This is a genomic window from Shimazuella kribbensis DSM 45090, from assembly GCF_000428065.1.
GTDB classification, from domain to species: Bacteria; Bacillota; Bacilli; order Thermoactinomycetales; family Thermoactinomycetaceae; genus Shimazuella; species Shimazuella kribbensis.
This window is the reverse complement of the sequence record NZ_ATZF01000004.1, coordinates 97,766-119,256: the sequence shown is the minus strand read 5'-3', so window position 1 is coordinate 119,256 and position 21,491 is coordinate 97,766. Positions and strand designations below refer to the sequence as shown.

The window sequence follows — 21,491 nt, the reverse complement described above, 5'->3', positions numbered from 1 at the left end:
TAGATTAGAACAGCAAAAACGATCAAGATTGTTTTCCTATACTCTAGTTTTCATCTATGTGAACATCAATCGGTGAGCTATTTCTATATTTATTCTTGCTTGTGTGAACTTCAAAAGTCCACACAAGCAAGAAAGACTCCAATTACTTTTGGAGCGCCTCAGTCAAGCACCAAGCGATGAAGCAGAGAAGGACGATGCAACTCATGAGAACAGCAAACGCCTTGTTCTGGGAGCAGGTATATTCTTTCTATCCCTTCCTGTTCTCTTGTGCATCAGAACCCTGCTCCATTTGCAATTTAGCAAGGAAATACCCGAAGAAACCAAAGAAACTCACGTTTATGCCCTTCTTTTTGTCTATTTATGGACACTCTTCTATTTTATATGATTATCTTCATTCCCACCATCTTCCATATAAAAAAACCGCCCATAAAAGGGCGGTTTTAATCGTATCTATTATGCAAAAGAATGCTCTGTTGCTGGAATTTCTTCATCAATAGAAATGCGATTGATCTTTGCACCAAGTGCTTTCAGTTTACCAACAATATTTACATAACCACGGTCTACATGATGTAAGCCAGATACTTCGGTAACACCATCTGCTACTAGGCCTGCTAAAATAAGGGCAGCCCCAGCACGAAGGTCAGTGGATGTGACTTGAGCACCAGATAAAGGATGACCGCCTTCAATTACTGCTGTCCGTCCATCGATTTTGATGTGTGCGCTCATTCTTTTCAGCTCTTCTACATGCATAAACCGATTCTCAAATACCGTCTCTGACATCAGGCTAGTACCACTAGCTGTTAATTGCAGAGCCATTACTTGTGACTGCAAATCGGTTGGGAAACCAGGATATGGAAGCGTTTTGACATCAATTGGTTTTAGTTCTCCTTCAGCCCGAACCAAAATGCCATCCTCACTCACCATTACCTGTACTCCCATTTCTCGAAGCTTTGCAATCAGAGGAGTGAGATGCTCTGCAATTGCTCCTTCGACAAACACTTCTCCTCTTGTAATCGCTGCAGCAGCCATATAAGTACCAGCTTCGATACGATCCGTGATCACGGTGTATTCCGTTCCATGTAAGAAATCTACTCCATCGATCCGAATTTCATCGGTACCGGCCCCACGAACATTGGCGCCCATCGCATTGAGGAAATTAGCTAAGTCTACGATTTCAGGTTCACATGCTGCATTCTCGATAACGGTACGGCCTTTAGCTAAGCTAGCTGCCATCATGAGGTTTTGGGTAGCACCAACACTTGGGAAATCAAGATAAATGTCAGCACCACGCAAACGATCCTCTACCCGGCCTTCGATATGTCCTGCTTCGATTTCAAATTGAACACCCATTGCTTCTAGACCTTTTAGATGTTGGTCAATTGGACGGCTTCCAATTGCACATCCACCAGGCAGAGGGATACGTGCATGGTTTTTTCTTGCCAAAAGTGGTCCCATGATCAGAAATGATGCTCTCATTTTCCGAACCAAATCATAGGGAGCTTGTGTTGTCTCAAATGTTTGGGCATCAATCTGTACTCTATCTTCACCGAGTTCGGTCTTAATCCCCAACCGAGACAACATTTGCGTAATAGTTTTCACATCATCAAGCATAGGTACATCTAAAATAGTAATGCTTCCTCTTGCTGGCAAAATAGAAGCAGCAATCAAAGGGAGCACTGCATTTTTAGCCCCATGTAATTTTACTCTCCCCTGCAAACGGTTACCACCTTGAACAATAATCTTTTCCACATGTATTCCCCCCAGATGATTTTAATATTCTACGGTAATGATCGGTGAACCAATCGTTACGACTAGCTTGCCATCTTTTACATTGCGATGGGTTGCTACTTGGAGGTTCATCTCTCCCCCTCGAGTTTGAATGCCTTCTGAAAACATAGGTGAATATGCGGATATACTCACCGTCTGACTGGTCTCCATTCCCTCTATTTCTTTTGCATGTAATTGTTTGATGAGATTATGTGCTACTTTTAATGTATCTGATGAATGATCTATATTTCCCTGTATAGAGTAGTGCAGATGTGTAGGAATCTCTTGTTCGAAAAGGAATTTTTGGATTCGTTCTGCCGCTAATGGCCAATCTTTTTTTGGTCGCCCATGACCAGTAACTTGTATCGCTATGTATGGTTCCGACATGTTTGCATGAGGTTGGTCTATGATCATATGAAAAGAGACCTTAAGATTATCCCAAATACCTGTAGCATCATAACGAATACCATCTTGATCGACACGTTTTTCCATCTTTCCTAGTGAAAGCTCATTTACCCATTGTCGCATGTTTTGTTCTGCTTGTGAAGGAGACACCGAACGCCCGATCCGACCACTATGATGAACCACATAAGTTGTGGGCGAAATCTCCATTTTGTCTATGGTGAAAAGAAGCCTTTGTGGTATAACAGACCCTGCTTGACTACTTCCCATCAAAAAAATACTGCTCATAAGCAAAATACCAATCCAACGCAACATCGTAAACTCTCCCTATAGCCATTTGCTATCCATTTTGTACGGGAAGGGCAGAGTTTATACCAATTTTAACTAGAAAAGAAATTGACCAACGACCCTTGACCAATCTAAATAATTGATAAAAAAGAGTGCCAACTGATGTCCAATGATGATCGACAACATCATCATGACAATAAACGCAAACCAAGGTTCTTTAATCTTCAAAATCGCTTCGATCCGAACACGAAGTAGTACCCACCATGTAAAGGCAATCAAAGTTAAAGAGAAAATGATGTTTGTGAGTGCAGAAACACCAAGTTCTGTTGCTTGCTCCATGATATGCACCCCCCTATGTTCACGGTTCACACAACATGTCTATCGTACACAAAACAGTGGAATACCGCAAAACATTTTTTGAGATTATTCGAGAAATGGAGCAATATTACATCAATAGAAGACATAGGAGAAATGATAGAAAGCGTAGCGGTTAACGTTATGATGATGGAGAATCTCAAAGAAGGCAGCGAGTTAGTATCTTGTAATTTCTAAAAGAAACAGATGCTCCGATTGTATTACAATAGGAAGACTCTAGAGTTACTAGATGATAAATAAATAAGCCTGACCAGCGATAGCCAACCAGGAATGGAGAAATTATAAGATGTTAGAACAGAGTATATCACTAGTGAGGGGGAACCCATAGCCATCAAGCTAAGAAATAAGGTTGAAAGAGTGGGAGAAAGTCGGGATTTTGGAGCGGATTTGGAGAAAATTATTGGGGATGTTGCAAGAGAAAGGCATCTATACTGGGAGCAATCATCGAAGATTGTTGTCCGTTATGAATGGTACATTCAACACTATAAAGTATTTTTTAAATTATACATAGTCAAAAGAAATTGTCTTCTTCATGAAACTCTTTTGCTGGAATCAACTAAAAATAATTCATAGAAGATCCAATTTAATATTTAAAATTCAAAGTCATGGTAACAGTTGGGAAAAATCTCTTAGAGGAAACGGCTCCAAAAGGAGCCTGATCTACCCGACACCCCTTGTAGCTAGGAAAGATATTCCATTACCAATACATCTTTTACTTTTCCGATTTTCCCTTTTTTATCCTTATGAAAAGCAAATATCAGATGTTTTTTTCCATAAATGTACTCAAGGTCATATTCTTCTGGTGATGTATAGGTCTCTGAAGGTTTACCCAAAACTTGCTTCACTTCATTAGGTGTTATAGATTGATAGTTTTTATCCGTAGTTGCCAATGCGAATACCTTCGGTTTAGGATCTTCATTTGGGATATAAAAAACGGTTTGATGTTTGCTGTATTTTAATTCTGCATCTTCAGAGTTTCCGTCCTTTTTTCCCCATTTTTTCTCTATTTGTTTTGGGGTAGAGCCAATCCCAAACTCTTCACTTGTCGTTACTTTTCCTTTTTTAGATAAATCTCTTGTTTCAATCAATAATTTTTTTTCTTGGGCAGTGGGGGTATTAGTAGCTGCACTTGCACCGCCAATTTGTGTTACACCTGCCAATAATGTTCCCACAGTTAAAGTTGTTGCTATCAGTAAATTTATTTTTTTGTTCATCCTAACTACTCCTCTTAAGTAAATGAAACTTACAGCATTTATTATAAATGCAATTCATTAGTCATAATCCCCATTGTTTTCACAAATATATGTTAATAATTATATAAATATAAAATAATACCATTTATTCTTATTATTTTCAGGAGAATAAGTATTTTTGCACCATCATAATAGAATATTTCTTAAGTGCACTATATAAAAAAAAGAACTGGTTCAATTGATGTGAACAGTTCTTATCTTATTGAAAAATCATGACTTGGGTAGGACGGTCGTCTGTACATCTTCTGACCGAGGATCAATCCAGTATGATGCGTCTCTGGCTTCTCTTGCTGGTATCAACCTCGCACTCCATGAGTGGAGTCCAATTTATAAAGTTCTTTCGTTCACATATACAAAACGACTTGAGTCTTTAATGGACACACTCAAGTCGCTTTTTCATTAATTGGGCAAATTAGGGTTTATCGTTCGGATGCTGGTTCTAGGCCTCATAGGTTGATGGGTATGTACGGTGACCCATAAAAAAATGGGTTCATCTACTTTCTTAATCACCATATCAAAGATTTTTTCATTTGCTTCATTTTTACATGTAACTGGATTTTTATAAGAGATAACAAAACTGCACTATCATTATAAAACCCTATTGCCAATTTCTTTATTATCGTTATTCTCTAGATTTAATCTATTGCTGAGGCTTTTCGGCTGTAAATTGTTTTTCTTTTGATAGTTTTATCGGAGTATTATCTGTTTTCCCGTTAAACTGAACAATCAATTTATATTGTTGACCAATTTTTAGTTTATCTCTACTAAAGTAAGCAAAACAATATTTGAGATCTGGACTACAATCCTTTGAAGAGGCATTACCCACCCCTTCAATTTGAAAATTCCAATCACCACTTATCTTTGCATCTGGTTTTATTTTTATTAAATCCGCACTAGATGAATAAGCAGAATCCATTTCAGTTGGTTTAACATCACCTATTTTTATTTCTGGAATACTAGCAACATCTGAGCTTGTTTGTTTAGAACTTGATTTAGAAACAGAATCACCATTTGAATTTGTACAACCAATCAACGGCACACATAAAAAAATGGATAAAATAATAACGAGATTTTTCATAACCTGTCCTCCTAATGAATATGAGAAGATTTTAACTTTTTTAATTACTATAGTCAATATTGATTAAACAGAAAAAACTGCAAGAAGCCCAATGCTAGTGGTAATCTGAGGAAAAAGGGCAAAATCCGGGGAAACCCTCGCTTTTTTATGCGTAAAAGTAGGGTCGTCTGAATGAATTGATCCAGACGACCACTGCTCCCTCAGGAGCTTGCAGGGAGTCATCGCTTCATCGTGCCAGGTTTTCCCCGGCTTAAAGAATGGGCTTATGCTGGTATCTTCTTTCTAATGACTGGTGCAGCATTATCTCATGTGTTTGCTAACAATTATGGTGACTATGGATTTCATATTATCATCCCGCTTTTCTATACTGCACTCAATATCGCTTCATGGGCATTGAAACCACAAAGCCGCATCTTAGGGAGTTTGCTTGGTAAAAAATGCAGGATAATCAAAAAGGCGCTAGGGCCTCGGCTCTAACGTCTTTATTTTTCTTCGGGTACAGCGAAAATATCGAAGTTTTTTCCAATAATTAGCGTAGTACCTGATGCCATATCTACGACCTTGGTGTCGAGTAAATCAATCGTAATGTGTTTCCCATTCGTTGTTTTTAAATTTACTGTAGTTATATCTCGCTTATCTCTTTCTTTTAATTGGTTTTGTTCGTCGATATAATATTCTAATCTCGACTCGTGTTTGTTAATAAAAAATTTACTACTATGATAAAAACGAAATAGTTTTGATGCCCGCACCTTCTCGATCAACCTTTGTATTTTGTTGTTTTCTCCTTCAATAATCAACCTTGATGACATGTCCAGCACCTCCAATTGATATTATTTTTTAATTTCTGTATTATAAGTTTATTCTGTTTATTGTATTTGGACAAGGTCAACATTTTTGCCTACTTATACCGTATTTCCTGTATAAAATTGAGCTTTTCGTTTGACATAAATGAAATAAACGGTATATTCCAACTATTATTACGGTAAAGGATGATTATCATGTGGAAAGATCTAGTGGGAGCGATCTTATTACAGGAGCGAAAAATTCAAGGGAAGACCATACAAGAAGTAGCGGACGAAATGGGAATAGGAACTACTACAGTTAGCGGAATGGAACGAGGATTACCGAACGTAGCTGATGAAAAGTATATTATGTATGCAAAGTATCTAGGGAAAGCAGAAGAATTATTTGCTTTAGAAGATGAAAACAAAGTAAGAGAGCAAGCTATATTTAATGACTTGTTGCACATCGAAGATATCTTAAACGCAGTACCAAATACAGCACAAAAACGCCTAGATAAGATCGAAGATTTACATATGTTTCGTGATGCAAGCGTTTTCGCTACTTTTTTGCGTGGTAGGATTCATTACGAGCAGAAGAATTACACAAAAGCAAAGGACTTATTAGAAAAAACATTACAAGATGTAGACCAATGTCCCAGTTTATTAGATTCTAATATACCGTCTATTTGCTTCCATGAATTAGGTATAATTGCATTTCATAAAAATAAGTACGAAGAGGCACAGCAACTAACGGAAAATGCGATAAAGGTATTTGATAAAAAAGGGAAACGACAACATTACCGACCGTACTTATACTTAAATTTAGCAATATACTTAGAAATTCTAGATAAAATAGAGGATGCGTGTGTCCCATTAAAACATTTATTGAGAATGGTTGATAAAGTTAAGTCAAACATAGCTGTAACAATTCAAGCGTATGAGCGATACGCTAATTTATTATTGAGTCTAGGAATGCCACGGAAGGCGCTAAAATATGGTCGCGAGGCACTCCAAATAGCTTGGAATAACAAACAGTATAGACGTTTATTCTCGGTTTGGTCGACACTAGGAAACATTTTAACCGAGATTGGACAGACTGAAGAAGCTAAACAGCGATATTATAAGGCGTTAGATCTCGTTTCTTTTGTTTCCGATAACAGTATTATTGTTGGAGATACTTATTTTAGATTGGGTAAACTGTTAATAAGAACCGAAGTATATGCTGAAGCTGAGGAAATGTTGATTCATGCATGTCAATATTTAGAGAAATCCAATGAAGAACAAGACAAACTAAATGCTTACATTGAGTTAGGAAAATTACAGAGTTATCTAGGTAAGAAACAAGATTTCGAAAACACGTTCAACAAAATTAATAAAGTTATGGAAAACATGCCCGAAAAAAATATTACATTTGACATGTGCATGATAATGTGTGAATTTTATATTAATATAGGAAATAAAGATAAATTAGATCACTACCAAGGAATGATATGGGAAAAATGGAGGAAAGGAGAGATTAAAAATGCCAACTAGAGGAGAACCTGATACACACTGAAAAACTCCTTTTTATACTGAACCCCAAAAGTTGGACTAAGAATAAAGCAGCAAACTGGTTGGAATGTATCCTGTATTGGATAGGGCTCATTCCTTCCAGTTTTTGTTTTATCCGTTTGTTGTTGTAGTAATGGATATAATTTTCAATAGCTATTTTCAAATCCTCTTACATTGTGTATTTCACATCATAATGCATCTCTCTTGTTTCAATAACCCAAAGAAATCGGCTATTGATTTCATGAGAAACACGGATTCTACAAAACATCAGAAGAAAAAAAGCTATTATTATATAGAAAAAACATAAAGTAAACTACAGTAAAAACATATCGCATTTACTGTTGATTTCCCTTTTTATTGTAAAATATCCAATTATCCCATTAATATACCGTATAATAATCAGAAAATATTGATATTGCCACTATTTTATTTATTCAATAAACTATTGTTAGATTCAATATAAATAATTCCTAATAAGGTGGGGTAAAAATGAGCAGCCAAAATGTCCAAACTGTGGAAAAACGGATAAAGTAGTGAAAACAGAAGATGGAAACTATGGTTGCCAAGATTGTGGGGACTTTTTCGATTCCCGTGGTAACAAACTAAAAAGATAAAGAGGAAAATTGGTTATAATAAGGAACTATCTTTTGTGGGTAGTTCCTTATTCAATATATAGAGGTGTTATTATGGCTAGATTAGTTGATGTTGACGCTTTTTTATTGGGGATGAAACCTGCTCATTATGGTAATACTGGATGCCCCACCACTATGAAGTATATAGACAAGCTTAAGCGTTACCCTTATGTGACAAACGGTATAGATATTTCAGATGATGATTACTTTCTTTTCTTCCAAAACAATGAACTAAAAAATGAGTTTCTGGACAAGCTGAAAAATGTCAAACCCCGTTCTCCCGAATTTCATAAGCTATTAGGGGTAACACTGGGATATCCTCCGGCTGCTGCACGCTTTTTTGCTACCTGTATGAGTCGAACAAGCTTGGAATCATACAGACTAGCTATTCACTATGCAGGTATCCGTTGCGTTAGTCATGTAGATGATTTGGTAGAAAACGCTATATGGTTATGGGATCGCTACACAGAACAGGAAGATATGAAAATAATGGTTAATACAAGTCTTTACCCTGTAATAAGATACGATATCGAGCGACTAAACGAAATAAAACGTATTCAGCAACAACAAATAATTGCATAATCACAACCACCCGTTCACACGGGTGGTTTGCTCTGCGGCTGAAAGCCTTTATTACTGACCAGCCCCTGAAGGTGCTCTGAATGGTTCGCAACTGTACTACTTTTACTCGCTAGCCTACTCTCCTTTTTATAGAGGTGATTCAATGAAATTTACCGAAATCAGGCCAGAAGACGCATTTCTATTTGGTTATAAACCAACTTGCACGAGCCAAAAGGGAATCCAAGGTTAAAACCGTGGTTAGACCGCTTATTAGCTGCTGGTTATCCCTATGTTTATCCACACAATATTTTAGGTGATGGGTACCTATTTTTCCACTCGGAAAAAGAAAAACAAGATTATATAAATCTTATGGAAGGTGTACAAATAAATTCAACAGAATACGTCCGCAATCTTGGGCATGTGTTAGGATTCCCGACTAACTCTATTTCGTTCTTTACAGACATGTGGCAAATGGAAGAAGAGGGGAAAAACGTCGATCACTTAGAAAATCAAACGATTGGTGTGAATATGAGCGGGATTATGTTTTCTGCCCATATTCCACATTTAATGGAAGATATATCGTGGATGTGGCAACGATATAACCAGACAGAAGCGAAACAATACCCTACCATTTTTGATACTACAGACGAAAAAACAATTATAAAACACGGGGATTATACACATTTAGAGATTTTACATCAACAATTAGAGTGGGCGTTATGGTGATAGAACTAATAGGTAGAAGAATAGAAGTATGAGAGGTCACAGAGGTTGACTTTTTAATGTACTCCACCTCAAATATATGAAAATTCCACTTTTTTAGTATATAGAAAAACCTGGGCGAGTGTCTCGCTCGATGAAGTCAAACAGCTTCTTTGTGTCTCATGACTGTGGCTGGATATTTCTATTATGAATTTGCTCAAGTGGAATTATTAATTAATCTATGTAAGATTCATGAAAATCTGAATGGGGACAAAGTAGAGCATTATTTCAGGAATCACAAAGTTGAAGAAAAGACGATGGGATTATTTTGCGTAATCCTGATTTCTATAGAGGTACTTTGTATTGCAGAAGCAGTTTTGATAAAAGTTTGATTTTGTAAAGATGTGGCTTATTTTCTCCTATAATGCACGGAGCGCGTGACACCAACAGATGGGGCTTCTCGTACTTCATGAGCGCGGTGAGGGTTCCCGAGATAGTTGGCCAGAACGGGGCCCGACCCTTGAACTGGGAGAGTGGTTCGTATAGATCCCTTACCTTCTTGATGTCGTTGCGAAATCCATCGACCCAGGGCCAGGTTTGAGCCTCAGCTCCCGGCTCGACCTTCATCTGCTCGACCCCCTTGGGGAGCAGATAACCTCGAACCAAATCGCCAAGCAACCAGATGGCCTGCCGCATATTGAGTTCGAGTTCGAGAGCCAGTTTCGACTCGAGGTACTTGTTGAACAGATCGATCGTGGACACCGCATTAGCGGCGCTCGCGCTCGTCAGGTGGAGCAGGGACCTGAAGTCACTCACGGTAGCCTCCCTAGGCTTGTAGGTATGTACATTATATAAGATTTGCCTATTAGTAGAAACATTTCTATTGTGAATTTTCCTTAGATATAGGGACTTATCTTTATATAATTAAGATTTTTAAGGTGGTGCATGAATGTGTTTCAACTATATGATAAGTATCTATCTGTACTAGTTATAAATCCTCAACAAGTGTTAATAAGTCTTGAATTCCTTAAACATATGCAATTTCAACACTTAAAAAATATCCCCTTTCAAAATCGGTTACGCAGCCGATGACGGTGTAGCGCTCCATTATATCGGTGAGAAGTTACACCGCGTTGTAAGCTCTAGACCAGACGCGCGAGCGTACCACGTGAAATCCCTTTTATCTTGGCCCGTATATACTGAAAACCCATTCTCTCTTCTATAGTAAAATGACAACAGAATAAGGGGGTCTTGCTATTATGAAACATACCGATCTACTTAACGTTTTCCCAAGCTTCCGTTGTTTGAGTGCACAAGAATGGGAAATGGCCAAACCAAACATCCGAAAATATCCAGCTAGAACCTGCTTTTTTGAACAAAAAGATGCTGAAGTCTATAGCATGTTTCTACTAAGTGGAACAGCCCAAATTACATTAATAAAAGAAAATGGAGAAGAATTGGCATGCAATACATTATCTGCGGGAGAAGTTTGCGGATTTTTAACGTTAAGCGGATTAAGTAGCAGGGATTATCCGGGCTCTATTTTATCGATCAGTGATGTAGTCGTTTTATATGTACAAAAAAGCAGTTTTCTTACTTGGCTGCTGCATCATCCTCCCATACGTCAAACCGTTTTTGGCGGACTATTTACAGGCATGCTTCGTATGAGTGAACACTTACACCATCGACATGAAGAGCCGGTTGAAGAGCGCATTGCCAAATTATTATTAAATAGAAGTACAGAGCAACACCCGCTTGTCACTCTTACCCATCAAGAACTTGCATTGGAAATCCATACTGCTAGAGAAGTGGCAAGTAGAACCTTACAACGTTTTCGTAAGGCAGGTTGGATAGAAACAGGTCGTGGACAAATAAAAATAATACATAGAAAAAAATTAGAAGATTTATGTGACTAGGTCACAGAAGAAAATCTCTCCACCAACTAATATAGCAATATAACTTCCTATTAGGAGATGAGCCAATTGATAAAAAACTTACAAAACGGAGACCTCGCACCAACATTTCATGGTGTAGATCAGAACGGACAAACCATTTCTCTAGAGAATACACGTGGAAAAAAAGTACTTGTTGCATTTTTTCGCAATGCTGCTTGTGCACTATGCAATCTACATGTACATCAACTCATCAATCGATTCCCAGAATGGAACAAACAAGGTTTGGAAATCATTGCTCTTTTCGAATCACCCGTTGAAAACGTACATGCTCATGTAGGCACACAACAAGCTCCTTTTCCTTTGCTAGCAGATCCAAAAGCAGAAATCTATGATCTATACTCGGTAGAAACATCAAAAGAGAAAATGGATGCATTGCTTAAGGATGAAGAAAAAGTGAAAGCTCTCACCACGAAAGCAGAAGCTGCCGGTTTCTCACTTGTACACGAGGAAGGTTCCAACTTCAATCGTCTTCCTGCTGAATTTTTGATTGATGAACATGGAATCATTTATACAGCCCACTACAATGAGCATGTAAGTGATCATCTCCCTTTCGAAATAATTGATGAGTTTGTATATCGTAAATAATTGTCTATTTTTTTAATTATCCTACTTGTCGTTCTCTTCAAATGAATATATAATACAGGTACAGGCCTGCAAAGACCCGACGACTTGGAAGGTAACGTTGCCTCGTTCACCGCCGTGAAATCCTGTTTCATTGACGCCGAGATGACTAACAGTGAACTCCGCCCAACGAGAGACAAGGATCCGCAGTGACCCTGCATTCTCATCCGCCTTAGGTACCTATTCCTGGTCCCAAGGAAAAGCGAGCGAAAGAAAGCAGGATACGATGCGTTTACTTCAGCCGGTCTAGGGCCGGCCACCACCCGATTAGCTGGTTGCTCGACGGATTGACGGAATGACGTCCCCGTACTTCTGTCGAGGCCAATTGATTGGGATGTCTGACTCATTTTGGCTTGTGTACATTGGTTGTTCGCGATGACCAATCACAATACAATTGAGGCAGACGGTGCAGCTCCTAGCTGCACCCCCGCCTATAATGATCTACCATATATAATAAGAATCCTCTTCCAAATAAATGGAGGGGATTTTTTATTAATATAACTTGTCATACAGAAGGTTTACACTTTAAAAAGGCGCATCGTAAAAAATAATAAAATTAAATAACATATAAAATGATCTATTCATAGCATAACAACCTTTATCGAACATCCTATATAAATTCCCCGATTTTGCAATTGTCAGTGAAAACCTCTCTTAAGTATACAGAGAGGTTCTTGTGTTGAAAAATCCAAAAAGCAATCCCAAAACCAAAGGTAAATAGTAATAAAAAGATAATAATAATCCCGATCAATAAGCCATCTACCCAATCCCTAACCCTGAATAAGAAATTGTGTGTTATATGTTCTTTTCAAACTCACCTATAACAACCTACCTAGATATCGACAAAAAAACGTTCTAATTTTTAGAAAATTATCTTCGTTACCTCTTTCCTCTTTTTCAGATCACATACAAAAATTTAGACCTTCAACTTCTTATCCCCCTCCATTGCATTGAAATATAAAAATACAGAATAAGTTACGCAGAGGAAAATGATAACAAGGAAGATAAGAAGTACTTTGCTTTTATTTCCTATTTCCCTGAGTTACTCCTATTCTTAGACGGAAATTTTTTTCTTATCTAGTATAATTGAATGGAAAACTCCCTCCAAACTAAGGAATTCCTATGATCGGTAAGCTCACAGTAGAAAATGAACAACTCGCCCTTCTCCTTGATGACCAAGGCAGTAAGATTGTTGTCAGAGAATGTGAAGTCGGGTCCGGTCCCCTTGTATTCCACGGAGCAACTTTCCACTTTGTTATCACTGAAGGAAGGACAATCAGTGGAAAGGGAGATATTTCATGCGATGAAGACTACGAAGGTTCTGGTGTGTTGATCAAGGTTATGAAACCTTCCACTGACCAAGTGATGATCGAGTGGCTACTAGGAGAAACCTACGTAACCCTTGTTTTCAGTTTGGAAGATCACTTCCAGATTAACTGAGTGCCAGACACCCAACCCGTAATCGCTTTTCCTGATTTCGGAAGGAACAGCTGAGTGAAGCTGCATCGTTGGCCGGCTTGAGGTCATGTACTTCAAGTCGGTGATAAAAACCAGCCCCAACTTCATCCTAACCTAGCATCGTCCGCTGATACTACAACATAATCATCAAAATGGGATTCGCCGAACCCAGTCGTAGGTTACTGGCTGATAGGAAGGGTTGCTAGTCAGCATCGCTGATCAGCATTTATAGTTTGAAGTGGGAACAAACTTCAAAGTCCCGCTTGTCCGAAGTTGCATAGGTGGTTCATCCTTCGATACACACTTTAGACAAGGTCGACCTGGTGCAGTGATCTATAAATAGATCACTGCACCCCGTGTATACAATAATCGATCATATAAAAAAGAAAGAACCCCCTCCCATCATAAAGTGGCGAGAGGGTTCTTGTTTTCCAGTTATATCGATTATCAACTTTATTCTCATGTTGTCATAAAACATTCAAAATACAATTTATATTCATTCATCACTTGTTAACCTTCACAAAAGCATAACTATCAATAATCAAAAATAATGATTCCATTGCAAATCGAAAATCATTGAAAGAGTAATCGATAATGTTAATAGCAAAAATAACTGTTTATGACTTCTATTATATTTGAATAGTTTGTATAATTCATCTACGAACTATTACTCTACACAAAGGGGTAGATGCTCCATGAAAAAAGTGTTGACTCTTGTCCTTACCTTAACACTATGTCTTCCATTTACAAGCGCCTTTGCAAATGGAAAATGGGAAGCTGTTGGGGAAGACAAATTTAAAGTAAGAAGTAAAATCATCAAATCTGGTGGCGGAGATTTTAAAATCTGCTTGGTAAGTGGTCCGAGTGGTTATTATACTTTGTATGAAGATGATTCTTTTAAAGACGACGAAATTGGAACAAAAACTTTGTCCAAAGGGAAATGCGCTGTATTTCGAAATATTAATCGATACTTGGAAGGAAACCGAGCAGAGCTATACTTGAAAAAGAACCCTAATTCTGGTATTGCTCATGTCAAGTTTTATGACTAAAGCACGACTTGAAACCCTCTCTTTATGTCCAAGAGGGTTTTTCTTTTAAAAAAGCCAATAGGCAATCCCAAAACCAAAGGTAAATAACAATAAAAATATAATTACAATACCAATCAACAACCCAGCTACCCAAATTCCTAACCCTGGAATAGAAATACGTTGTGTGTGATACGTTCGTTTTAAACCCACATACAACAATTTTCCAAAGAAAAATGCTGCAACTGGCAAAAGAAAAAGTGCTAATTTTAAGAAAATCATTTCCTCTGTTACCTCTATCCTCTTTCAAATCAACGAAATGGAATTATCAATTTTGTCATCCTTATTTTACAACGAATCCATTGATGACATCATCTGGATAGATAGATTTATTTTTAGATATAAAATGTAAACAATGAACAATTAAGTACAAAAATACTAATTTGACAAATAATGTTCACTCAAAATAAACTTTTTATTTTGTATAATCCATCTATAATATGTTTTCCAGTAATTATAAAAAGGGAGCTGATCTTTATGAAGAAATTGTTTGCTTTTGCACTTACTCTATGTCTCTGTCTTCCTGTTGTAACTGCACATGCCGAGAAACATGGTAGTTGGAATTATGTTGGTGAGGACAAATTTAACGAAAGAAGCAAAATCATCAATTCTGGCGGTGGAGATTTTAAATTCTGTTTGGTAAGTGGACCAGGTGGCTATTATACATTGTGGGAAGAAGATGGGTATTTCCGTAATGGTTATAAAATGAAAGACGAAAAAGTAGGGACAAAAAAATTAAAAAAAGGACAATGTGCTGTATTTAAAAATATCAACAAATATGTAGATGAAGGACCATATGAATCTTCCGGACAGGCTGAGTTTTATGTTACAAAAAGCAAAAAGTCTGGAAAAGCACACGTTAAATTTTACGACTAATCTATAAATAGATAGAGTGAAATATAAAAATTAGATAGCATCTTTGAGTGATAATATCGAATGCTCTATGAAGAAACAAGAGGACTTTTTTTAAAAAGGTTCTCTTGTTTTATCATTTTTCCCAAGAACAATCCCACTTCTATAAGTGGTGAGATAAATTGGGTGTTGTTCTATATCTCTAATTAGGATATTGCCAAGAACAACCATTTTGGTTCACTGTATTATATTCTTTTTAAACCCTCTATATCCCCACTAGTAATCTTATCTATGTTTGCAGTGATATGCCCAATCTCCCAATCCCACCATTTTATTGCTAACCAATCTTTGATCCACTCATCAGAAAATCTTCTTTTGATCAACTTCGCAGGGTTTCCGCCTGCGATCGTGTATGGGGCGACATCTTTGGTGACAACCGATCGAGTAGCAATGATCGCACCATCTCCAATTGTCACTCCTGGCATGACGGTCACATCTCTGCCGATCCAAACATCATTCCCGATCACTGTATCTCCTTTGAATGGCAGTTCCTCCAATGATGGTGTAAACCTCTCCCAGCCATTGCCAAAAAGATTAAATGGATATGTAGAGCCATCCATCCGATGATTGGCACCATTCATGATAAAGGTTACCCCTCCAGCAATGGAGCAAAATTTACCGATGATCAGTTTGTCTCCAATCACCTCGTAGTGGTGTAAGACCCGTTTTTCAAAAGCTTCCCCTGCATCAGAATGATAATAAGAATAGTCTCCTGCTTCGATATTCGGTTTTGTGATAACGTTTTTTATAAATTGCACATTTTGGTTCTGCTTCATTGGATATTTGGATCGTGGATCTGGTCCTATCACGTTTTTATCCCTCCATATGGTATATTGCTGCAAAAATCTAATATTGAACACATATGATACAATGATAACAATCCATCACGTTTGGGGGTATAAAAGATTAATATGACAGATTTTATCCATATCAAACGATATTCAGGTGAATTGGTAATCTCTCAGGTGAAATACCCATTTCGATATACATTAACAAAAAAAGAATTTATCTTCCAAAAACCAAACACGACCTATCATCTCATGCTCTCAGATATTATTGGGATGATTCCCTATACACCACCTACAAAAGACCTCCAACACCCTATATGGGAACACTACCAAATTCGTGCCAAAATATTGTATGTACTTAACCGCAATGGCACATTTGAAAAAGAATCAGCTGATCTGGTTCTAGCCCTTCATCCTCGTATGGTTGGCGAGATGGCAAAGTTGGATACTTTCACACAAATCGCATAACAAAACAAAGAAACACCCAATCGACTTGGGTGTTTCTTTGTTATCATCCAATCCAATTACTAAGATTTTGCAATAGTACATTGGGCATGATCCCAAAAAAGAAAGTACCTATCAAACTAAACGTAATTACAATCCCTATCGACCAATGCATGGTGACTTGTGATACATCCTCATCTTCTTGCCAATACATTTGACGAATAACTCGAAAATAGTAGAAATAGGAGATTACCGTAGTGAGTAACATGGTACCAGTTAACCAATACATACTATTTCCAAACGCACTTACTAGAATGGTAAATTTGCCAATAAATCCTGCTGTAAATGGAATACCTGCTAATGACAAGAGAAACACAGACAAACTAAATGCCAAGCCGGGTGACCTTTTGTATAATCCACTCAATACTTTGCGATCCGGACTGCGGTCTTTCGCAATCACATGTATGGTCGCAAACGTACCTGCACTAGCCAATAAATAAGCCACAAAATAATAATACAGACTTGATAAAGAGGACTCCTGTTTATCTAGCAATATGCTGATAACGGCAACCAGCATGTATCCTGCATGACCAATACTGGAATAAGCTAACATCCGTTTTAAATGATGTTGCTTTAATGCTGTGACATTACCAAAAATCATAGAAAGCATAGAGAGAATCAACAGAGAAGGAACCACCATCGAATGTAAAATAGATTGAAGCCCTCCCGATGCAAATAGCATACTTATGAGGCGTAAAGCAAATATAAATCCAGCTATTTTGGAGACAATAGCTAAAAAAGTAGTTACTGTTGTAGGTGCACCTTGATAAACATCCGGAGCCCACATGTGAAACGGAACCGCGGCTAGTTTAAAGCCAATCCCTACTAACAGAAGCACAAATCCTAAATAAAGAAACAACTCATAACCATTTACATAAGCAACTGCTAAGTTTCCCGAGATTTTTGTTAAATTTGTTGTTCCTGACAAACCATAGAAAAAGGACATACCATAAAGAAGAAACGCTGAAGATGCTCCTCCATAAATCACATACTTCCAAGCTGCTTCACTTGATACTAATCGATCCTGTTGCATTCCTACCAGTACATAAGCAGAAAGACTGAGTAATTCCAAACTAACAAACAGGAAGATCAAATCGGAAGAGCTAATTAATGACATTGCTCCAAGGAGTGCCGCTAAAACAAGTAAATAATATTCTCCTTTGGCAACTATTTTTTCCGTCCAAGATAGCAGGAGGACAAACAATGTTCCTGCAACCAATAATCCTTTGATAGAGCGAATGAAAGGATCACTCGTATAACTGCCATCAAATAAAGTTATTACTTCTTTCCCTTGCAGTATTAATAATGTTCCAGATCCTAACACGGTTAATATCGCAATTATTCCCAACATGGAGCGTGAACTATCTTTATGCAGCAATATTTCCCCAATTAGCACCAAAGCGATCCCTACTAATAAAATCCACTCCGGAGAAAGATGCATGACCATTTCCCTCATCTGTTACCCCCTCCATTCAGAAGCTATCGTTTCTAATGTACCATTTAAGGTATGGCTAATCAGGTCCGGATAAATACCAATGGATAGGATGATCAGGACTAGGGCAAACATTGGCAAGCCTTCTTTCCAACCAATATCTGTTGTCGTAAAAATCTTTTGTTGTTTCCCAAAACTGACTTCCATCAAAGCGCGAAGTGTATATACAGCCGCCAAGATTAAACCCAATGTACCTACAGCTGCATAAATGGGATACTTCTCAAACAGACCCAATAAAGAGAAAAACTCACTGACAAAACCAGATAAACCAGGCAGACCCAACAACCCAAGACTAGCAATCATTAATATACCAGAGTATACCGGCATTGATTTTGCGATTCCACCAAGATCTTCAAGCTGGGTAGATTTTGTACGTTCATACAATGCACCAACTAGGAAAAAGAAGAGAGCAGATATCAATCCATGTGATACCGACTGAAGAACAGCACCTTGCAGACCAATAACATTCCCTGCTGCTACCCCTAACAAAATAATTCCCATGTGACTGATGCTCGAATATGCTAACACTCTTTTTAACTCTGTTTGTGCAAAAGCTAGGATAGCCCCATATAAGAGGTTAATCAATCCTAACACGACTAGAATAGTAGCAATGTAATTCATATGACTCGAAAACATGCTGACACCAAATCGAAGTATCCCATAAGCACCGATTTTCAGTAAGATCCCGGCATGTATGATAACAACAGAAGGCGGGGCCTCGACATGCACTAAAAGCATCCAACGATGGAAAGGGAAGATAGGTAATTTGATCGCAAAAGCCAAAAGTAAACAAACAAACAAGGTCCAAGATAGAGGACTAGGTATATCTAGGGCAACTAACTTCCTTACTGTTTCATACTCTACTGAACCAAAAACGACATAGATGCCCACGATAGCAATAAGCAAAAAAGCAGATCCTAGACCGTTATAGATCAAAAAGTGATATGCTGCTCTTTCTTTTTTGTTGTAACCCCATATTCCTATTAAGAAAAACATCGTAACGAATGTAATCTCAAAAAACAGGAAGAAAAGAAAGAGATTTGTGGCAAGAAATACTCCCATCATTCCAACTTCTAATAACAAAAAGAGGGAAAAGTATGTTTTGGTTCGTTTTTTGATATAAATGGAAGCGACAGAAGCAATAAAACTCACAAAGGTAGTCAACACCAGCATTGGTAGAGACAGTCCATCTAATCCTAAACTATAATCGATACCACCTGATGATCCAAAAGAAAACCAATTCGTATGCTCGACAAATTGTAGCGATGGATCTATTGAAAAAGAGGAGAACAGATAGATGGAAACACAAAATACTACAAAAGTAATAAGATTGGATACCATCCGGTGATAAAACACTGCTTTATTTGGCAAGCACAATAGAAGCAATATACCAATGAACGGGATAACGAGTAAATAGGAGAGAATTCCCATCAGCTGATAAACCTCCCTACTGTTATAGATAAGAGTAGTAATAATAATCCAATAACACTTATCAGTATATAGCGCTGCACTTGACCATTTTGGATACGAGAGCTCATTTCACTTAATTGTATTGGCATGGATTTCATAAACAAAGCAATTCCTCCAACAAAGAAACGATCCCAGCCCATCAAAATCCATCCTAAACCTTTTAGTGACCAAACAAATAAGGCTTCATAACATTCATCTATATAAAACTTTCGATAGGACAATCGATATCCAATACCACTTAACTTTGCCAGTGTATGAGCAGATACCCAGCGTTTTTGGTAAACGGCATAGGCAAGAAAAATTCCAAAAACAGCCATGAGCGTAACCACTACAGGTATCCACCATAATGCTGTTTGTGTTGTTTCATCCAGCCACCCAGAAATCAAATGTTTGGGATACTGTAAAAAGCCAGCAATGACAGAGAATAATGCTAATATCCATATTGGCACCTTAAAATGCCATGACAAAGTTTTGGTTTTCTCTTTGGTTACTTTCCCAGCGAAGACCAGATAAAATAGACGAAACATATAAAACGCGGTACAAAAAGCTGCTAGTAATGCGGCTACAAATAAATCATATCTACCGCTTTGAAACACTGCTAAAAAAATCTCATCTTTTGAAAAGAAACCAGAGAATGGAGGTATACCTGCAATACTAAAAGCTCCTATGAGAAAAGCTATACCTAGCCATCTTTGTTGTTTCCAAAGCCCACCCATCTTGCGAATATCTTGTTCATGACTGTAGGCCACAATTACTGCACCTGCTGCTAAAAATAGCAGTGCCTTGAAAAAAGCATGGGTCAACAAATGGAAAAAACCGCTACTTAAACCTAAAGAACCAAGTCCTAGCATCATATATCCAAGCTGGCTCACGGTAGAGTATGCAAGTACTCGTTTGATATCTGTTTGGGTTAAGGCAATGAGAGCAGCAAACAAAGCTGTGAATCCACCTATATAGGAGACAATCGCAAGTGCTGTGGACGATTCCTCAAATAACCAAAACGTCTCTGCTACCAAAAATACACCTGCTGCTACCATTGTTGCTGCATGAATCAGTGCACTGACTGGTGTAGGGCCTTCCATCGCATCAGGCAGCCATGTATGCAGAGGAAACTGACCAGATTTTCCTATCGCACCAACAAATATAAGGATTGCGATAAGGGTGATCATACCAGAAGACAATTGATTGGCATCAACGGCTTGCTTCACCACGTCAAAATCAAAACTTCCAACTTCCCAAAATAGGAGACAGATCGCGATAAATAGACCAACATCACCGATCCGCGTTACAATGAAAGCTTTTTTGGCGGCTTGTTTAGCTGATTCTTTATAGAAATAAAAACCAACCAATAAGAAAGAACATACACCGACTAATTCCCAAAAAAAGTACAATTCTAAAAAGTTAGGTGCAATAACTAATCCAAGCATAGAAAAGGTAAATAACGATAGATAGGCAAAAAAAGTATTGCTACGCTTATCTTCCTTCATATAACCCATCGAATAAATCTGCACTAAGCAACTGACCAAAGATACGATAAAGAGCATTGCAACCTGAATCGGCGTAAAACTAGCACCCACAGTAACTACATTTGCTCCTATATGTAACCAATTTACTTTCCATTCTGGAATGGTTTGATTCCAAACCAAACTATGTACGACGAGATAAACGGAAAAGACAAAACTCAGAAACGTCAAGACTACACCCAAGCTCGATACCAACTTTTTATTGCCTTTTGTACGTAATAACAGTTGTACGACAAAAGCAAAAAGCGGAAACAATGGGATTGTCCAAGCATAACTTAACATTGTAATCACC

The 21,491-nt window shown here is 37.8% G+C and carries 22 protein-coding genes and 2 pseudogenes; 11 read left to right on the top strand and 13 right to left on the bottom strand.

The features are described 5' to 3' along the window. Positions 1-453 precede the first annotated feature (453 nt). From murA to A3GQ_RS0108010, 5 genes are all read right to left on the bottom strand, one after another. Positions 454-1,749, bottom strand: coding sequence for a UDP-N-acetylglucosamine 1-carboxyvinyltransferase (murA, locus tag A3GQ_RS0108035; RefSeq protein ID WP_028776617.1), 1,296 nt, complete (start codon positions 1,747-1,749; stop codon positions 454-456). A gap of 21 nt (positions 1,750-1,770) precedes the next feature. Next, entirely contained in the window at positions 1,771-2,484 is a 714-nt protein-coding gene (locus A3GQ_RS25620; protein WP_028776616.1) for a YwmB family TATA-box binding protein, read from the bottom strand. Positions 2,485-2,553: 69 nt separating this feature from the next. Then, the gene (locus tag A3GQ_RS0108025; protein WP_028776615.1) at positions 2,554-2,796 is read right to left on the bottom strand and encodes a DUF1146 family protein; all 243 of its coding nucleotides are present in this window, start codon (positions 2,794-2,796) and stop codon (positions 2,554-2,556) included. 716 nt (positions 2,797-3,512) lie between these two features. Further along, on the bottom strand, positions 3,513-4,046 hold the full coding sequence (locus tag A3GQ_RS0108015; RefSeq protein ID WP_028776614.1) for a DUF4309 domain-containing protein: 534 nt from the start codon (positions 4,044-4,046) through the stop codon (positions 3,513-3,515). Positions 4,047-4,725: 679 nt separating this feature from the next. Continuing rightward, positions 4,726-5,163 (bottom strand): hypothetical protein, encoded by a 438-nt coding sequence (locus A3GQ_RS0108010; RefSeq protein ID WP_028776613.1) that lies wholly within the window; start codon positions 5,161-5,163, stop codon positions 4,726-4,728. A gap of 204 nt (positions 5,164-5,367) precedes the next feature. Between A3GQ_RS0108010 and A3GQ_RS23765 the strand changes: the two are divergent. Beyond that, positions 5,368-5,640, top strand: a pseudogene (locus A3GQ_RS23765) (DoxX family protein); the annotation flags it as partial. 5 nt (positions 5,641-5,645) lie between these two features. Here the strand turns inward: A3GQ_RS23765 and A3GQ_RS0108000 are convergent. After that, positions 5,646-5,972 carry a hypothetical protein gene (locus A3GQ_RS0108000; protein ID WP_028776612.1) on the bottom strand — a complete coding sequence of 109 codons (327 nt, stop codon included), beginning with the start codon at positions 5,970-5,972 and terminating at the stop codon, positions 5,646-5,648. 189 nt (positions 5,973-6,161) lie between these two features. Between A3GQ_RS0108000 and A3GQ_RS0107995 the strand changes: the two genes are divergently transcribed. Continuing rightward, positions 6,162-7,478, top strand: a complete 1,317-nt coding sequence (locus A3GQ_RS0107995) for a helix-turn-helix transcriptional regulator (RefSeq protein ID WP_028776611.1) — start codon at positions 6,162-6,164, stop codon at positions 7,476-7,478. Between the two features lie 82 nt (positions 7,479-7,560). Here A3GQ_RS0107995 and A3GQ_RS27995 read toward each other — a convergent pair. Continuing rightward, positions 7,561-7,662: pseudogene (locus tag A3GQ_RS27995) on the bottom strand (IS3 family transposase); the annotation flags it as partial. Positions 7,663-7,969: 307 nt separating this feature from the next. Here A3GQ_RS27995 and A3GQ_RS28490 point away from each other — a divergent pair. From A3GQ_RS28490 to A3GQ_RS0107985, 3 genes are all read left to right on the top strand, one after another. Beyond that, a complete protein-coding gene (locus A3GQ_RS28490) occupies positions 7,970-8,110 on the top strand; it encodes a transposase (protein WP_083964155.1) in 141 nt (46 codons plus the stop codon). Between the two features lie 72 nt (positions 8,111-8,182). Next, positions 8,183-8,710, top strand: coding sequence for a hypothetical protein (locus A3GQ_RS0107990; RefSeq protein WP_028776610.1), 528 nt, complete (start codon positions 8,183-8,185; stop codon positions 8,708-8,710). 198 nt (positions 8,711-8,908) lie between these two features. Next, on the top strand, positions 8,909-9,415 hold the full coding sequence (locus A3GQ_RS0107985) for a hypothetical protein (RefSeq protein ID WP_028776609.1): 507 nt from the start codon (positions 8,909-8,911) through the stop codon (positions 9,413-9,415). A gap of 321 nt (positions 9,416-9,736) precedes the next feature. Here the strand turns inward: A3GQ_RS0107985 and A3GQ_RS0107980 are convergent, their stop codons facing one another. Next, complete coding sequence (locus tag A3GQ_RS0107980; RefSeq protein WP_028776608.1) at positions 9,737-10,207, bottom strand: hypothetical protein; 471 nt, start codon at positions 10,205-10,207, stop codon at positions 9,737-9,739. 443 nt (positions 10,208-10,650) lie between these two features. Here A3GQ_RS0107980 and A3GQ_RS0107975 point away from each other — a divergent pair, with 443 nt between their 5' ends. The 4 genes from A3GQ_RS0107975 (at position 10,651) to A3GQ_RS0107960 (ending at position 14,474) form a co-directional block, all read left to right on the top strand. Next, positions 10,651-11,307 carry a Crp/Fnr family transcriptional regulator gene (locus A3GQ_RS0107975; protein WP_028776607.1) on the top strand — a complete coding sequence of 219 codons (657 nt, stop codon included), beginning with the start codon at positions 10,651-10,653 and terminating at the stop codon, positions 11,305-11,307. A gap of 66 nt (positions 11,308-11,373) precedes the next feature. Next, positions 11,374-11,931, top strand: coding sequence for a peroxiredoxin family protein (locus A3GQ_RS23760; RefSeq protein ID WP_169818263.1), 558 nt, complete (start codon positions 11,374-11,376; stop codon positions 11,929-11,931). 1,158 nt (positions 11,932-13,089) lie between these two features. Next, on the top strand, positions 13,090-13,407 hold the full coding sequence (locus tag A3GQ_RS0107965; protein WP_028776606.1) for a hypothetical protein: 318 nt from the start codon (positions 13,090-13,092) through the stop codon (positions 13,405-13,407). A 713-nt stretch (positions 13,408-14,120) separates the two neighbouring features. Continuing rightward, positions 14,121-14,474: a hypothetical protein gene (locus tag A3GQ_RS0107960; RefSeq protein ID WP_028776605.1), complete on the top strand. Its 354-nt coding sequence runs from the start codon at positions 14,121-14,123 to the stop codon at positions 14,472-14,474. Between the two features lie 45 nt (positions 14,475-14,519). On the opposite strand, the gene A3GQ_RS0107955 is transcribed toward A3GQ_RS0107960, so the two are convergent. Then, complete coding sequence (locus A3GQ_RS0107955) at positions 14,520-14,732, bottom strand: hypothetical protein (protein WP_028776604.1); 213 nt, start codon at positions 14,730-14,732, stop codon at positions 14,520-14,522. A 255-nt stretch (positions 14,733-14,987) separates the two neighbouring features. On the opposite strand from A3GQ_RS0107955, the gene A3GQ_RS23755 reads away from it, so the two are divergent. Next, positions 14,988-15,386: a hypothetical protein gene (locus tag A3GQ_RS23755; protein WP_051271388.1), complete on the top strand. Its 399-nt coding sequence runs from the start codon at positions 14,988-14,990 to the stop codon at positions 15,384-15,386. Between the two features lie 221 nt (positions 15,387-15,607). Here A3GQ_RS23755 and A3GQ_RS0107945 read toward each other — a convergent pair whose 3' ends face one another. After that, positions 15,608-16,228 carry a Vat family streptogramin A O-acetyltransferase gene (locus tag A3GQ_RS0107945; RefSeq protein WP_028776603.1) on the bottom strand — a complete coding sequence of 207 codons (621 nt, stop codon included), beginning with the start codon at positions 16,226-16,228 and terminating at the stop codon, positions 15,608-15,610. Between the two features lie 105 nt (positions 16,229-16,333). Here A3GQ_RS0107945 and A3GQ_RS23750 point away from each other — a divergent pair, with 105 nt between their 5' ends. Then, on the top strand, positions 16,334-16,678 hold the full coding sequence (locus tag A3GQ_RS23750) for a hypothetical protein (RefSeq protein ID WP_037464318.1): 345 nt from the start codon (positions 16,334-16,336) through the stop codon (positions 16,676-16,678). A gap of 43 nt (positions 16,679-16,721) precedes the next feature. Here A3GQ_RS23750 and A3GQ_RS0107935 read toward each other — a convergent pair whose 3' ends face one another. The 3 genes from A3GQ_RS0107935 to nuoL are packed head-to-tail and all read right to left on the bottom strand — an operon-like array spanning position 16,722 to position 21,481. Continuing rightward, positions 16,722-18,170: an NADH-quinone oxidoreductase subunit N gene (locus tag A3GQ_RS0107935; protein ID WP_028776602.1), complete on the bottom strand. Its 1,449-nt coding sequence runs from the start codon at positions 18,168-18,170 to the stop codon at positions 16,722-16,724. Between the two features lie 3 nt (positions 18,171-18,173). Next, positions 18,174-19,637, bottom strand: a complete 1,464-nt coding sequence (locus A3GQ_RS0107930) for a complex I subunit 4 family protein (protein WP_028776601.1) — start codon at positions 19,635-19,637, stop codon at positions 18,174-18,176. Further along, positions 19,637-21,481: an NADH-quinone oxidoreductase subunit L gene (gene nuoL / locus A3GQ_RS0107925; RefSeq protein ID WP_245596752.1), complete on the bottom strand. Its 1,845-nt coding sequence runs from the start codon at positions 21,479-21,481 to the stop codon at positions 19,637-19,639. Before nuoL ends, A3GQ_RS0107930 begins: the two co-directional genes overlap by 1 nt. Positions 21,482-21,491 lie beyond the last annotated feature (10 nt).

What these genes read in the sequence shown, in the direction of transcription:
- A3GQ_RS25620 (WP_028776616.1), bottom strand. Translation starts at nt 2,484, where the DNA reads ATGTTGCGTTGGATTGGTATTTTGCTTATGAGCAGTATTTTTTTGATG.
- A3GQ_RS0108025 (WP_028776615.1), bottom strand. Translation starts at nt 2,796, where the DNA reads ATGGAGCAAGCAACAGAACTTGGTGTTTCTGCACTCACAAACATCATT.
- A3GQ_RS0108015 (WP_028776614.1), bottom strand. Translation starts at nt 4,046, where the DNA reads ATGAACAAAAAAATAAATTTACTGATAGCAACAACTTTAACTGTGGGA.
- A3GQ_RS0108010 (WP_028776613.1), bottom strand. Translation starts at nt 5,163, where the DNA reads ATGAAAAATCTCGTTATTATTTTATCCATTTTTTTATGTGTGCCGTTG.
- A3GQ_RS0108000 (WP_028776612.1), bottom strand. Translation starts at nt 5,972, where the DNA reads ATGTCATCAAGGTTGATTATTGAAGGAGAAAACAACAAAATACAAAGG.
- A3GQ_RS0107995 (WP_028776611.1), top strand. Translation starts at nt 6,162, where the DNA reads ATGTGGAAAGATCTAGTGGGAGCGATCTTATTACAGGAGCGAAAAATT.
- A3GQ_RS0107990 (WP_028776610.1), top strand. Translation starts at nt 8,183, where the DNA reads ATGGCTAGATTAGTTGATGTTGACGCTTTTTTATTGGGGATGAAACCT.
- A3GQ_RS0107975 (WP_028776607.1), top strand. Translation starts at nt 10,651, where the DNA reads ATGAAACATACCGATCTACTTAACGTTTTCCCAAGCTTCCGTTGTTTG.
- A3GQ_RS0107965 (WP_028776606.1), top strand. Translation starts at nt 13,090, where the DNA reads ATGATCGGTAAGCTCACAGTAGAAAATGAACAACTCGCCCTTCTCCTT.
- A3GQ_RS0107960 (WP_028776605.1), top strand. Translation starts at nt 14,121, where the DNA reads ATGAAAAAAGTGTTGACTCTTGTCCTTACCTTAACACTATGTCTTCCA.
- A3GQ_RS0107955 (WP_028776604.1), bottom strand. Translation starts at nt 14,732, where the DNA reads ATGATTTTCTTAAAATTAGCACTTTTTCTTTTGCCAGTTGCAGCATTT.
- A3GQ_RS23755 (WP_051271388.1), top strand. Translation starts at nt 14,988, where the DNA reads ATGAAGAAATTGTTTGCTTTTGCACTTACTCTATGTCTCTGTCTTCCT.
- A3GQ_RS23750 (WP_037464318.1), top strand. Translation starts at nt 16,334, where the DNA reads ATGACAGATTTTATCCATATCAAACGATATTCAGGTGAATTGGTAATC.
- A3GQ_RS0107935 (WP_028776602.1), bottom strand. Translation starts at nt 18,170, where the DNA reads ATGAGGGAAATGGTCATGCATCTTTCTCCGGAGTGGATTTTATTAGTA.
- A3GQ_RS0107930 (WP_028776601.1), bottom strand. Translation starts at nt 19,637, where the DNA reads ATGGGAATTCTCTCCTATTTACTCGTTATCCCGTTCATTGGTATATTG.
- nuoL (WP_245596752.1), bottom strand. Translation starts at nt 21,481, where the DNA reads ATGTTAAGTTATGCTTGGACAATCCCATTGTTTCCGCTTTTTGCTTTT.